The organism is Terrimonas ginsenosidimutans (assembly GCF_022012415.1).
GTDB lineage: Bacteria > Bacteroidota > Bacteroidia > Chitinophagales > Chitinophagaceae > Terrimonas_A > Terrimonas_A ginsenosidimutans.
Window position 1 is genome coordinate 138,076 of sequence record NZ_JAKLTR010000006.1, and the last position, 15,365, is coordinate 153,440.

At 45.8% G+C, this 15,365-nt stretch carries 8 protein-coding genes; all 8 read right to left on the minus strand.

What is annotated here, in order from left to right:
• Nucleotides 1-2 precede the first annotated feature (2 nt).
• The 8 genes from LZZ85_RS11015 to LZZ85_RS11050 all read right to left on the minus strand — a co-directional run bounded on the left by LZZ85_RS11015 (nt 3) and on the right by LZZ85_RS11050 (nt 15,359).
• Complete coding sequence (locus tag LZZ85_RS11015) at nt 3-3,521, minus strand: malectin domain-containing carbohydrate-binding protein (RefSeq protein WP_237871598.1); 3,519 nt, start codon at nt 3,519-3,521, stop codon at nt 3-5.
• Complete coding sequence (locus tag LZZ85_RS11020; RefSeq protein WP_237871600.1) at nt 3,521-6,334, minus strand: glycoside hydrolase family 95 protein; 2,814 nt, start codon at nt 6,332-6,334, stop codon at nt 3,521-3,523. Before LZZ85_RS11020 ends, LZZ85_RS11015 begins: the two co-directional genes overlap by 1 nt.
• A 1-nt stretch (nt 6,335) precedes the next feature.
• A complete protein-coding gene (locus LZZ85_RS11025; protein ID WP_237871602.1) occupies nt 6,336-7,892 on the minus strand; it encodes a glycoside hydrolase family 28 protein in 1,557 nt (518 codons plus the stop codon).
• A gap of 92 nt (nt 7,893-7,984) precedes the next feature.
• Nucleotides 7,985-10,753 (minus strand): alpha-d-galacturonidase, encoded by a 2,769-nt coding sequence (locus LZZ85_RS11030; protein WP_237871604.1) that lies wholly within the window; start codon nt 10,751-10,753, stop codon nt 7,985-7,987.
• A gap of 207 nt (nt 10,754-10,960) precedes the next feature.
• Nucleotides 10,961-12,022 (minus strand): Gfo/Idh/MocA family protein, encoded by a 1,062-nt coding sequence (locus LZZ85_RS11035; protein ID WP_237871606.1) that lies wholly within the window; start codon nt 12,020-12,022, stop codon nt 10,961-10,963.
• Nucleotides 12,022-13,065: an L-rhamnose/proton symporter RhaT gene (locus tag LZZ85_RS11040; protein ID WP_237871608.1), complete on the minus strand. Its 1,044-nt coding sequence runs from the start codon at nt 13,063-13,065 to the stop codon at nt 12,022-12,024. The genes LZZ85_RS11035 and LZZ85_RS11040 overlap by 1 nt, the downstream gene beginning before the upstream one ends.
• Entirely contained in the window at nt 13,056-13,943 is an 888-nt protein-coding gene (locus LZZ85_RS11045; RefSeq protein WP_237871610.1) for an amidohydrolase family protein, read from the minus strand. Before LZZ85_RS11045 ends, LZZ85_RS11040 begins: the two co-directional genes overlap by 10 nt.
• Nucleotides 13,944-14,192: 249 nt before the next feature.
• Complete coding sequence (locus LZZ85_RS11050) at nt 14,193-15,359, minus strand: CaiB/BaiF CoA transferase family protein (RefSeq protein WP_237871612.1); 1,167 nt, start codon at nt 15,357-15,359, stop codon at nt 14,193-14,195.
• Nucleotides 15,360-15,365: the final 6 nt, after the last annotated feature.

Here is a 15,365-nt window from a genome sequence, read left to right on the forward strand (position 1 = left end):
ATTTATTGGACGTCTATCCCCGAGATAGCGAGTCCTTTGGCTTTTTCTGTGATCAGTCTTACAATATAATTCCCGGCATTGATCTGACTTCCGGTATTAACAGTGACCTGGTTCCATTTCCCCTGCCGGGTAAATGTAAGGGTTACGGATTGTGTCATCATCCTGCTGTTACCCGGTCCGATGAGTTCGAGTGTAGCATTCACCGGTTTTTCGCCGGGCCAGTAATATTTCAGGGTGATGGAATAGATATCGGCCACGCCGGTCAATACCGGCCATTCTACAATGGCATTATCTTCAGCTTTCACCATTGCCACTTCGCGCTTCTCGAATTGTTCTTTCGCCACGTTACCGGTCAGCTTTGCCAGGTTTGTTTTATAAGCAGTGACAGGCTTCAGATCGTAAGCCGGTTGCATATCAACAGCGGGTTTGACAAAAATCAATGGATATTTTTCGGTGTTCACCTGTGCCCTGCCTGCAGGAAAGCGCTTTCTCCAAACGGGATAATTTTTCCCATCAGACAGACGAAGATACTTACCCGTATTTTCATAGCCATTCATCCAGTCATACTTTACCGAATCGCTGATTGCTGCAAATACGTCGGCTGTATCTGCAAGGTCAAATGAAACAGGTCCCGGTTTGTCTTTTTTATAGATCAGTTGCGAACTTCCAAAAAGTCCTGATGGGAGTTCAGCAATGCCGGGTTTGCTGCCGAACGCAGTTTCGTAACCTTCATCTACCCAATCCCGCCAGCCCGCAGCACCTACGGTATTACTTGTAAGATTGTAAGATGGGGCTATCTCAAGGTCGGGTTTTAATGATGCGATGGCAATCCCTGAGATGATCGCCTGTCCAACTTTGCAATTTGGAAAAGACACAATGAGTTTTCCTCCCTGTATCTTTGCCTTTATTATTTTCTTCAACGGCTTATTCGTACCAGCTTCTTTCCAGATATCAAGATCTTTCAGGACTGTTTTTCCATTGATCGCAACGTCGAACAGACGCATACCTGTTGCATCCATTCCTCCACCGATCCCAAGCCAGGGTTCTATGAAATATAGTTCAACAAGATACTCCCCATCGGGAACAGGGAAATGATAAGAAAGCTTGTCGCGCCCATAACGAAAACTTTGCATTAAGATCCAATCACCGGTAACAGCAGCTGTTGTTGTGCGCTGGCTTGCAAAGAATGGCGGGATATTTTCAAATTCGTTGGACCATGAACGGGAACCAAACATTGAATCCTTGACAGTATCAGGTAAGTAGGTATCAGCAGACCAGTAACTGCCGTGACGCTCCGGATAGGCGGGCCCGCCACAGTTGATCCTGTATAAGTAATGATACTTCGGGGCGGGTTTAAAAATATCGCTGTTATACATGCGATCTTCTATTCGTTCAGCGTACGGTAAATGATGCAGGGTAATAGTGTCCCGCGCTACAGCTCTCCCGTTTACATAACCAATTGCATACAGAACATTGTATTTAATATCTACGTTCCGCCATTCAAAATGTGTTCCTATTCCTTTGCGCGTTCGCTTTCCCAATGAATATTTTCCCAGGTCATTGAACAACTCCACTTCATCACAATTGGAATAAACGATCAGGCTGTCTTTCACGCCAGGCTTAGTCCACCGGCCGGGCCATGTATGTGAAACGATATACACCATCGGCTGCGTTTCCTTCGGTGCATAATTAGAACGGAACATATAGAACGCATCCGTCGGCTCTTCCCATGGGGTCAATAACCCTTTATAATTAACCGGACCGATCCTATCCAGTTCCCGATATCCTTCCCCACCCTGCACACGGCCGGGATTATCGTGCGATGTAAGCAGCCAGAAGAACTGTCCTGCACTACTATCTTTTACCGATTCAGCCAGCCGGATCTTCTGTTCCATCAGCAAAGTCATCCTGTCTTCGCTTAAAACGCCATTCTGTACAAATGGACCTTCCGTATGCAAACCCAGTGTTCTCCAGGCTCCATATTCCCCGATCAACACCTGCTTCTTCACATCTTCTCCGTATGTATTTGGATCGCCGCCATAAGTGCCTGTCCAGTTCTGTGGCACATCCCAATCCGTGCCGGCGCCTCCATTACAGGTGGTGACCAGTCTTTCTGTTGAAGCAGTCGGATCGAGTTGACGGATCAGTTCCGTACACTCGCGGGCAAAGTCTTCCGGCAATTTACTTTCATTCTGTAAACCCCAGAGAATAACGGAAGGATTGTTCCTTCGTTCGATCACCCATTCCGTCAGCAGCTTTTTAAAATTTGAGCGAAACTCCGGGGAGTCATACCATACGTGGGCAGACAGTTGCGTCCACCAGAGAATTCCTTTCTCATCACATAATTGTCCATATAAAAGATTATGCGGCTGGTGTCCGTCGCGGAACGCATTGAAGCCTGCGTATTGCAGCCACTTCATTCTTGCAATAATCTGCTCTTTGCTGAATGCATGGCTTTGCCCGATCAGGTGTTCATATTCCGCGACGCCATTGATAAATACCGGTTTACCATTCAGGATAAACTGATTGGTCGGATTTCTCCAGTTGACAGTGCGGAATCCGAATGGCGTTACTAATTCATCGATGATGGAATTTCCTTCTTTTACCGTTGTAACGATATTATACAGGTATGGATTTTCTACTGACCACAGAACAGGCTGGCTGATCTTTGCGGGATCATTTTTGAAAACAAGTGAATCACCCGCCTTGAGTGTGATCGCTTTCTGATCATTATAAACAACTTTCCCTTTCGCATCCTTCACAGCAAAGACAAGCTGATAATTTTTTAATGCGGTACTGTAATTCTTCAGGGTTGCAGACAGATTCAACATCGCCGCATTCTTCTCTACCTTGGCCCAGGCATGAACCCCAAAGGGAACAACGCGCGTTTCATTAGTGATCAGCAAATGAACGGGGCGGAAGATCCCCATCGGTTGCGAGCCTTCGGAAAATCCACGTTCATCACTGCATCCGCCACAGACCCAGGGAAGATCTTTGATATTCGATGGATGCCAGGAACGAACGGCAAGTAAATTGGCAGAGCCATCTGTCCGTATAAAATCTGTAACATCAATGGTAAATGTTGTACGGCCGCCAGCATGTTCTCCTACTCTCTGATCATTCAGATAAACAGTAGCATAAGACCCGACACCTTCGAAATACAGGAAGAAACGTTTCCCTGTTTTTGACTTCCGGATCTTTATGGTTTTACGATACCATGCATCACCATGCCGATTACCGTGCAGCATTCTCCTGTACCCTTCATATCCATCCCAGTTGTGCGGAACGTCTATCCTTTTCCAGTTCTTTGTATCAAGTTCCTTTTTGAAATGATCAACAGGAAGAACTTCATCGTTTGAAGTGGCGGTGGTAAGCCAGTCCTCATTCAATGATATGTCCTGCCTGACTGAAGACTGAGCATAAAGGTTATGATCCAAAAACAAACACAACATTAGCAGCAATGCCAATGCACGCATGCAGGCGCTCACTATTCCGTATGATCTTCTTTTGTAGAACAACATTATTTCTTTTCAAGATTTCCGTCAAAACGATAGATACCTCCGGCTTCAGTAGGGAAGGATATTTCTTTACCTCCATAGCGAAGCTTGCAGGTCTTACCTGCAGTTGATCTCAGTTCGACCTGCTGAAGCTTTCCATTTTTCCACTTCATTTTCAATTCAAATCCCCCACGCGCACGGATCCCATTTACTTCACCATTGAATAAAGCGAGTGGTAATGCGGGCAGAAGATCGATAAAACCTGTATGACTTTGAAGCAGCATCTCGCCTATTCCCGCTGCGCCACCAAAGTTCCCGTCGATCTGGAAAGGAGGATGAGCATCAAACAGGTTAAGGTAACTTCCCGCACCGCCTTTCACAGGACTGAGCAGCATTTGCAATAATTTAAATGAATGATCGCCATCTTTGAATCTTGCCCACAGGTTGATCTTCCAGCCAAGGCTCCAGCCGGTGGCTTCATCACCGCGATAAATGAGCGACTGACGTGCCGCATTCATCAGCTCGGGGGTTTGCACCCAATTGATCTCCGATCCGGGATGAACGCCCCAAAGATGAGAAACGTGACGATGCTTGTTGGATGTATCATCCTTATCCTGCAACCACTCCTGCAACTGACCATATTTGCCGATCTTATTCGGAGCGATCTGTGTGTATTTGATCTTTAATGTATCATGAAATGCTTTATCAACATTGAGAATCTCGCTGGCGGAAATAACATTGCTGAACAGATCACGGATCAACTGGTGATCCATTGTTGGCCCGGCAACCAAACCTCCCTGCTCAGGAGAATTCGATGGCGTACTGATAAGATAGCCGGAAACAGGATCTTTAATAAGAAAACTATTGAAGAACAATGCTGCTTCCTTCATGATCGGGTAGGCTTTGTTCCGAAGGAAAAATACATCCTGGCTGAACTGGTAATGTTCCCAAAGATGCTGGCAAAGCCACGCCGCACCGGTTACCCAAATCCCGTGATTGGACGCATTGATCGGTGCAGTGCCTCTCCACAGATCCGTATTGTGATGCAATACCCAGCCGGGTGAATTGTAATGCGCTTTTGCAGTTTGCTTGCCGGTTTGCGACAGCTCACCGATCATATCAAACAGAGGCTGATGCATGGGTGAAAGATTCAGCAGCTCAGCCGGCCAGTAGTTCATTTCCGCATTGATATTCGTTGTGTATTTGCTCCCCCATGGTGGCGCAAGAAGATCATTCCAGATACCCTGCAGATTTGCGGGACGGGTGCCGGGGCGCGAACTGGAGATCAGCAGGTATCTTCCGTATTGCAGATAAAGCGCAGCGAAAGATGGATCGCCGCCTGACGAAAACTTCGCCAACCGTTCGTCCGTCGGAAGATCTTCACGTGAGGAACCTTGAAAAAGGATGCTGAATGTATCGAAATACTTCTGATATTCTTTTACATGCGCTTCGCGTACCTGTTCAAACTTCTTTGCTTTGATCGCATTGAGTTGTGCGTTTGTACTGGCAACAGGATTTCCGGAAACATCCTTAAAGTTCTTATAATTAGTTGCGGCAACCAATGAAAGTACCGCCTCATCTGCATTCTTCACCTCTATCTTATTGTCTTTTATCTGTACTGTTCCGCCTTTCAATTCTACATAAAGCAATGCCTCTCCCTTTAAAGCGCCATTCTTTACTTTCAGCGAAAGCGATAAAGTGTGGCCGTCTTTCGTTTTTACAGAAGACAATTTATGCGGACTTGACAATGATGCGGTAAAATTCAACTGACCAGGAGAATTTGTTTCCAGTTGAATAAACATTGCCTGATCAGGCTGGCTCACCAAATACTTTCTTGTGTAGGCAACGCCATTGGATGTATAGCTCGTTACGGCTTCTGCATTGCTTATGTTAAGACTTCGCCGGTAAGTTCCTTCATCAGGCTTATGCGAAAACTCGAGCCAGAGATCACCGAATGGCTGGTAGTCGGCCTGATAACGGGGCACCGGGGGCGGATCATCATTCACCACGTAATATTTCCAGTTTCCATTGAGAGAAAGCTTTGCCTTCTCTCCTGTCTCTTTTGTGTAGATCCCTATATGTCGTGTAGTATCCTTATAGCCGGCAATGCCGCCTTTATCAAAGAAATTCAATACGAGCACAGCTATTGTATTCCTGCCTGCTCTCAGGACATCGGCGGGAATGTTATACTTTCTTGGATCGGTACTGTTCGTTGTTCCGATCAGTTTTCCATTTACATAGGTATAATCCAGATCGCGGACCCTGTTCAGATCAAGTACCGCTTCTTTATTTTGCCAATCAGCAGGAAGGTTGATGGTTCTTCTCATCCAGATGGCGCCATCGAGACCTTCGAAGCCAGCAGCTTCCCAACCTTCATAGGAGGGTACCGGCATTGTCTTCCATGATGCATCGTTAAATCCAGGTGCGGCTGGATCACCTGCCGGTAATTTGGTTGACGTTACCGTTTTGATCCACGCATCACGATTGCCTTCATCGGAACGCATGCCCATGAATTTTTCGCCGGCCAATTGTTCCGCTTCCTTTTGTTTACCCGCGAAAATCAGTTGCCGAATGGTGTCAAGATACTTTGCAGCGCCCGGACGTGTATAGTCGCGGGGCTCGCCCGTCCACAATGTTTCTTCATTGAACTGGATCCTTTCTTTCTCCACTCCTCCAAAAACCATCGCACCCAGGCGTCCGTTTCCTAATGGGAGTGCGTCTGTCCATTTCTCTGCCGGCTTTGTATACCATAAAGACAATGGCTTGTCCTGCGCGTTTACGGTTAAGACGCTGGCAACAAAAATCAGGGAAAGGAAAAGTTTTATCTTTCGTAACATGTCATTGATTGATGATCTGTACAGCCTGTTCGTTTACATCCGCCGTCTTTTTAACAATTTCAGTGATTCCCGTCAATTGATTTCCCTGCAAAATGATTCCTTTCGAATCTGATCCCTGTAATTGAAGGAAAGTTGATGTGCCGGTAGCCGGACGCGTATTCCTGATCCAGGCATTCTGCACATTCTGTAAAGAAATAACCGGTGTTCCATTTACCGGCCGGGGATTTCGTAAAGCATTCAATTCAAGACCAGTTGTCTGTTTTGCAGAAACAGCTGGCCCGCGCTGCACCTGTATGCTTACGTTATCCAGGAAGATATCTTTTGCTTTTTGTATCACGAATCCACTTTGCGCATAAATCACCACATCTGAAAAGCGGATATTCTCAACCGCCATTTCTTCCAGACCATTTATAAAGCACGCTTCATTAGTGTAGGCTGTGATATTACTGTAGCTGATATTTTTGATCTGTGGCGTTCGTTCAGAAACGGGTTCCTGCTCTGTTTTCGAATAAGCCATATCCAGTACAAATGCCTGTTCACGGATATTCTTCATGATGATATTGTCCACCCGGATATCTTCAACAGCGCCACCACGACCTCTTGTTGTTTTGATCCGGATACCGCGGTCTGTTCCATCAAACACGCAATTCGAGATCACTATATTCTTTACACCGCCGCTCATTTCGCTGCCGATCACCACACCGCCATGACCGGAAAGCATGGTGCAGTTCGTGATCGTATAATTCTGTGCAGGCGCTGCTTTCGCGCGACCGGGTCCATCCTTTCCCGATTTGATCGTGATGCAATCATCACCTACGCTGATATGACAGTCGGAGATATGAACATATTTGCAAGATTCCGGATTGATGCCATCCGTATTTGGTGAAGGAGGATTATTGATCGTAACTCCCTTCACCGTTACATTCTCACAAAACTCCGGGTTAACGGTCCAGAAAGGAGAATTGATGATAGTGATCCCTTCTACCAGAACGTTTTTGCAATACATAGGCTGAATAAATGGCGGGCGGAGAAAACCCCGTTTCATTTGTTTTGGATCATCAGGCAGAAGAATGTTCTTATTCAAACTATCAAACATGATCTGCCATTTGGATCTTGGCTGGTTCGCTTTGTATCCTTCCACAAAATCCCACCACTTCTTACCATGTCCATTGATCAATCCGCGGCCTTTGATGGCAATGTTCTCCGCTTTATATGCATAGAACATCGGAGAAAAACTTGTTACATCTACCCCTTCATACCGGCTTTCCACCATCGGCAGGTAATCATCAAAGTCGTCACTGAAATGCAACTCAGCACCGGCATCAATATAAACCGTAATGTTACTTTTCAAATGAATAGGACCAGTCAGATACTTTCCCGCAGGAAAATAAACCGTACCTCCACCAGCTTTTACCGCAGCTGCAATCGCATTCGAAATAGCAGTCGTTGCTTTCTTGCTACTGTCTTTCTTCGCCCCAAATTTCGTCACATCATACCACGACTGCCCATTTACCAGTAAAGTAGAAAATACCAATCCTAAAAAAAATAATTTCTTCATATTCATATGCGTTCAATATCCTTTTTAATTCGGAATATCATATTTCTTCCCGACCATTCGCGCTCATTCGCGGCCATTCGCGCTCATTCGCGTTATTCGAATAACCAGTCAATCTCCGTCTTCACTCCATCCGGTGTGATACCCGCATCATAAGGTTTGATCAACTGATCATCGCTGATGAAGCCGAGTATCAGGCAAGCTCCTTTTTCGAGTTTTAATGTATTGGTTCCGGGTTTAAAACTGTAACTATGAACATTGACCGGTGGAAAGCCCTTTACCACAAGTGCATTGGTGATCTTCGCTTCCGACTGGCCGTATTCATTTGCGGTTGCATTTGTTTCAAGTTCCGGTGCCTTCAAAAATTTCGAACGCCCGGAATAAGCAGCCTGTTTGAATTTGAAATAACCCACAAGAACTTTGACCGGCTTGTTATTGGTAAACTGAACAGATGTTCCGTTTTCAAATTGAATAGCAGAAGAAAGCCGGATCGCTTTCAGCCCTTTTAATGCGGGTGCTATATCAATGAGGGAAGAAGCGGTATCCGGAAAAACCTGTGACAGGCTGTCGATCACGTAAAAGCGTGGCGAGCCAGCGATCTTTACTTCTTCATTCCGCAGCGGCTGCACTTTAACAGGTGTGAGCGCTGCACTTTTCTTTAATGAATCAATTGACCTGGTGAAATGAGCCAGCTCCTGCTCAAATGGAACCAATACCTCTGCCCATGTTTTAAACGTACCATTGACGCCACGGATCGGGATCTTTCTTTGTTGCGTCTGCATGCTGTTTGCATACAGGTAAGTTCCTTTTGTAAGTTCAACGAGTTCTTTATAACTGTTGACACTTTGCTGCAATAGCGGCAGTGATCTATCCAGGTCTGCAATATCATTCGAATACTTATACCTTAATGCATGTAATGCCGCATCGGCTTTTTGTGCAAAATGTTTGGCCAATGCACGATAGCAGTACATATCATTTTTGAGACGCTGAAACTCTTCTTTGTTCTTTGTAACACCAATGGCTGCAAGATCAATTGCAGATACTGATTTCTGCCCATGTTCCTGCACTTCGCGAATGATCTGCACAGGTGTTTCGCCGATATGTGGTTGTTTCTTCCATTCTTTCTCGGCATACTGGATCAGCATTTCTCCTTCGGGGCTTTCTCCTTCGTAAAGCAACGTAAACAATCCATAGCGGAATGGATTGATCAATTGTGTCATCAGCATGCCCAAGGTCAGTGTTTGCCTGTTTCCGTCAGTGATCCCGAAACGGCGAAGAAGCTTTGGAGCAATTTCCCCGGATTCTTCATAGGCCTGAAGGATCAGTCGTCCCTGCTCAGGACTGCAACCAAAATGCAGCGCAAGACGATCACTCCAGAAGATGATCTCCTTTTCACGTGAACGATCAGCTTTCCACGCATACCGGCTCCAGGCTGCATACCAGATCCAGTCTCTTTCGATCTGCAGGAGACGTTGTCCTTTTACGCTGTCGGCGCTATAGGGCCAATCCCAATAAGAAGCCTGTGGATATAAATGCAGGCCGTTCCCGCCCATGATCCGATGCATTCCCTGTACAGACCGCTGAATGAAATCGGCCGATCCATAACGGAATGGTTCAAGGTTCGCAAGGATGTGTACATTTTCGATCTGCACAGACCCGAGACGGCTGAGGGTTTGATGAAGTTCCGCCCACTGACCACGTGGTTCCGGTGTTGTTAGTGCTTCGCCATTGAACTTCGCTTCCGTATAGAGGTTCTTATATAAAGGTAATGCCGCCTTCATAACAGAAGGGGCATCCGTATCATGCGCACGTAAAACGATCGGCGGTTCTTCTTTTTTACCCAATGCTTTTAACCCATCCTGTACGCCGGGGATGATCGTTTTGGTAAACCACTCGATATCGTCAGGACCCGTCCCTTCCATTGCTTCACCGAGGCAAACCATCAGGCCAACATTTGGATATTTCTCAACGAATGCGGCAATGGATTTGCGGGTGTAATCAGCGATCAACGGGACGATAGGTCTTTCACGCTCCTGTGTTTTGATATTATGCTTTTCCGCAAAAGGCTTTGATACAATAATATTGTAGAACATCTGGATCACCCAGATGCCTCGCTTATCAGCTTCAGTAGTGAGGAATCGATAGATCTCTTCGTTCTTTTTAAATGTTGCGTCATCCACTTCCACGGCATACGGATAATCTTTCACCCGAACGAGCGATGCGAACGGGTGACCGTTCCAGAGATAGAGGGAATTCATCCGGTTTGTTACCATCGAATCCAGGTACTGGATCCAATGTTGCTTATCATAAAACCAGGGAAATGTTTCAGGCGTGTAAGGATATTCATACACGGTTCTTCCAGGAAGGTAGTAAGGCTTCTGCACACCGATGCATGCGCCACGGAGAACCATTTCGGGCTTGTCCTGAATGGAAAGTTCAGCAGGGATGTTCCTTTTATCGTTTATACGATCTGTCAGCTCAAGACAGCCGTACAACAAACCTGATGCGTCAGACGCGCCAATAAAGATCGATTTCCCTGAAGATTGGATCGAGAAACCTTCTTTCCCGGGATCCTGAAGTGAAGTAACTATTTTACCGGACAAGGCTTCTTTGTATAATGGAGACTGAAGACCGGCGATCGTTATCGTCCAGCCATTTTTAACTTTCTTCAGCTGATGTGAAGATGTTACGGTGAAGCCCGCAGTTTTCAAAGATGATTCAAGCTTTTCTATCCCGAATTTCGCCCGTGCAGAAATCTCGCTGCTATACACAAGTAAAACAGGTTCACCTCCTGAAGCACGCAGTTCTGCTCCGCAAATAACCAGAAATAAAAACGCCCAAACCTTTTTCATAGAAAACAACATGCTAATCGTTTAAAAATAAAAGGGGGGATCGGAGAGCCGTTCCCCCGGGATTGCTTGTGAATTTGACTTGCCTGTCAAACTGCTATATGAATGAAAATTTTAAGTAAAAAGTAAAAAGTAAAAAAATCTCTCGTCAAAACAGGAACATTTGAAACTATAGTAAAGCCTATTTTGACTTTTTACTTTTGAATTTTTACTTTTTACTTTTTACTTTATTACCGGCCACTCCCCTCCTTTATCGCTCGACCGGTACGCGGCTTCCACGCAGGCCATGGTATGAATAGCGTCTTCTACAGAGTTGTCGGGTTGATTGATCTTACCATTAGCGGCCAGCATCACCTGTTCCATACTTCCTGCAAATGCGTGCGGGAACCAACTGCCATTAATGGTTTTGTTCTTCCATTCAGGATCTTTATCCTTAAGCGAAATATATTCGAAACTATCTGGTATGCCGGTTGGATAATTTTGTAATACACCCATCCCAATTCTGATCGCACCGGCAGTTCCTTCCAGTTTTATATAAGAGTGTTGTTTGTTATTTCCAAACTGATGACAATGGTTGGTAAGGATCGTTGCCCGTTCGTACTGTCCATAGTCCAGGATGATCGCGGAACGCACAGAAGCCAGTTCTTTCATCGCCGGATGGCCAACTGTTTTTGCATAAACAGTTTTGGGATTACCCAACAGATTTCTTACAAGGTCTATGTAGTGAATGCTGTGATACAAGATCTCCACGCGTGGTGATTGGAAGAGGAAATCCCATAAATGCCAGGGCGTGTATACGTTCACGTTCACTTCGATATCTACCAGTTCCCCGATCGCTCCTTCAGCGATCATCTTTTTTGCTTCCAGTATATAGGGTGCATAACGAAGCTGGAAGTTGACCGCGGCATTCATTTTTTTGCGTCGAGTGATCTCAAGGATCTGTTTGGCCATTGCAAGATCGTCACCCATAGGTTTTTGGATCAGCACACTGGCATTATCCGGTAGTTGTTCCAGTATGGCAGGAATTGCGCCTGCCGGAACTGCGACATCAAACACCACCGGTTCCCGTACCGCAACTACCATTTCACTGATGCTGGCATACACCGAAGGGATTGCAAACTCCTTTGCTACACTTTCTGTTTTTTTCGGATCGAGGTCGTAGATCCCATTCACTGCATAACCTGCTAAACCATACGCCGGCAGGTGCGAGGTTGTTACGATCCCGCCCGCGCCGATCACAAGTATCGGTAGTGGTTTATATGATATCGTTTGATTCGTCATCATTATTCTGCTGATCCGATATAATTTGCAATGGTCAATGCCATTACCGCCAGTATCAATACGGCAAGCGCAAGCCCAAGCATTACCATTGTTGGTCTTTTACATTGTTTCCATTCTTTCATCCACAGACCTGCCAGTGAACTGAACAGTACAAGCATGATCATATGGATGGTCCAACTGGTGAATTTGAAATTTCCCATCCGCACATGTCCCAAACCATAAAAGAAGAATTGTCCATACCACAGTAATCCGGTTAATGATGCCATGAGATAGTTAGCCGGCAGAAAACTGTTCCCTTCTTTTATATTACTATACTCACCAAACGTTTTGTTCTTTATATGCAGGTACAAACAATACAAAGCTGTTGTAACGAACGCACCGGTGTTTGAGAAAAGATAGATCACGTTTCCCTGGAAATGTCCTGCACCATGAGCAGCGGCGACTTCAGCAATTGGTTGTCCCTGATCGATAGAAAACCCATATAGCGCAGAAAGCACACCTGCCAGCAAACAAAGCGGCAGACCTTTCGCCAGGGAGAACTGTGTTTTTGTTTCGGTGAGCGCTTCCAGATCTTTTTCTTTCTTTCTTCCGGCAACGCCGCATAAGGCAATGCCGAATGCACCGAGAAAGATGCCGGTTCCCATCAGAAATGCACCAGGACGTTGAAATACTTCACCCAGTGTTCCGTTCATCATCGGAGGAAGCAAGGTTCCCAAGACGCAGCTGATACCAACGGAGATCGCATAGGTCAGTGAAAAACCGACATATCTGATCGCGATGCCGAACGCTGTGCCGCCTATTCCGTAAGCCATTCCAAGAAAAAAAGAGCTGCGCATGGAGGCAGAAGGCGCTTCGCGCAATACATCCATCAATTCAGGAATGGTAATGAATGCGACGATCACAGGCAACAACAACCAGCACACAAATGCCTGCGCCAGCCAATATGTTTGCCAGGCCCATCCCCTCACTTTTTTCTGTGGAGTATAACAAAGAGCTGCACTGGACGCACCGACAGCATGCAATAAAACGCCATTGATCACTTCCATGTATTGCCTGCTTTAACCGGAGTTTTTATTGTATAAAATTTTTTCGCTGAATGATAAAGCACCTGCTCCTGTTCTTCCGTTGAAAGTATTTCTTCCAGTACTTCACGATATATTTTCCAGATAGAACTGTATTCGCCTGCCAGTAAAGACACGGGCCAATCTCCGCCACAAAAACATCGTTCCACCCCAAAATGCTTTATCGCAAATTCTATATATGGCTGAATCTCCTTCCTGGTTCGTCCTTCAAAATGGCCGGAAGCCGTTCCCAACCCGGAGATCTTTGCTGAAAATGCTTTGTGTTTTGCAGCTGTTCTCATCAGTTCACCCCATTCCCCAAACCGTTGCTGAGAAGATATGGGTGGCTGACTTAAATGATCAAACACCATATTCAGGGCGGGTATTCTGTTAACCACTTCCAACGCCGTTTTGATATGTGCTGTTTTTACGGCTACGATATCAAACGGAATGGAATAACCCGCCAGTATCTTCAAACTTTCGATCACCTTATCCTGCAATAGCCATTCACTATTTGGTTCATCATGTATCTGATGCCGGACTCCGCAGAAGTACGGATTGGATAGATGCTTTTCCTCCAGCTGACGTTGCACCGCATCAGGATCAAGTAATGGCAACCAGGCCACCACCCCACTGATCCAGGAAGTATTTGCCGCAACGTGCAGCATATGATCAGTATCTTCTTCATTACCTGCCGCCTGAACCAATATCCCTTCCGTTACACCCGCAGCAACACGTTCCGTCTCCAATGCTCCGATCTCCCAGGTTTGATTCAGCAATGAAGTATCGCCTTTCAACCACGGATAATCTGCTTTAGAGAGATCCCAAACGTGAACGTGAGTGTCTATCGTTTTCAATGGCATGAGAGGAGAAGAAAGTTTAAAAGTTTAATAGTTTAAAAGTTTAATAGTTCAAGAGTTTACAGACTCGTAGTAGTTCAACATTAAACTATTGAACTATTAAACTCCCTACCTATGCCCGACGTGTCTACCTTTTTTGATAGCCTGAGAGCAGAAAAAGGTTTTATGTTTTAATGTTTAAAAGTTTACAGCATCGTAGTAGTTCAACATTAAACTATTAAACTTTTAAACTTTTAAACTTCTACCCCCCGCCTATCCCCGCGGCGACATCTCCTTGAGCAATCCGAATTGTTCTTCAATCTGTTCGTTATGTTCCCCGAGCAAAGGCGCTCCGGTTCCTGATAATAGTATGTCACCATCAACACGGATCGGGCAGCGGGTAGTTGTAACAGAAATGCCGTTGCCGGTTTTTACTGTTATTTCCATATCCAGGACCTTATATCCCTCTTGCTGGAGCAACTCATCATAGTTCAGTACGGCTGCGCACCAGATATCGGCTTTTTCCAGTATCCCGAGCCAGTGTGCAGTTGTGTGATGAACCAGATGATCAGCAAGAATGGCTTTGATCGTATCGCGTTTATTGAACCAGTCCTGGCTTTCGGTAAACTGCAATAATGGTTCGCATCCAAGCAGGTTACCCAGCAGCAGGATATTGCCCATTGCCAATGCAATATACCCATCTTTTGTACGGTAAATACCGTATGGCGCCGCAATATAGGCATGGGCGCTATTTACGGCACTCCTGACCGGTAGTTCGTTACCATCGTTGTAATAACAGGTCAGCACTTCAAACTGAAAATCAAGAATACTTTCCATCATGCTCACCTGCACCAGTGCGCCTTCACCGGTAATTCCGCGCTGATAAAGCGTTGCAAGAATTCCCTGCGCGATATGCGTACCCGCCATAATATCTACAACAGCCACTCCCATTGGAGTCGGGCCTTCATTGTCGTTATTACTCAACCAGCTCAGACCTGAAACAGCCTGCAATAACAGGTCTTGTCCGGGAAGATCCTTCCAGGGACCTTCGTTGCCATAGCCGCTTACTTCAGCATAAATAATACCGGGGTTGATCTGTTTAACTACTTCATAGCTCAAACCGATCCGTTCCATTACGCCGGGTCTGAAATTATGGATCATCACATCGGCCTGCGCCAGTAAATGTTTCACTCTTTCGAGGTCATCCGGGTTTTTCAGATCCGCCGCATAGCTTTGTTTGTTGCGGTTGATGGCATGAAAGATGGTTGATTCACCTTCCAGCAAAACGTCTGATACATATAGTTGGCGACAGATATCTCCAGTACCAGGTTTTTCGATTTTAATCACCTGCGCACCAAGATCGGCAAGCCGTAACGCCGCAGACGGGCCAGATAAAAACTGGCTGAAATCCACTACTACTATATCCTGCAATAAGTTCATACGTGC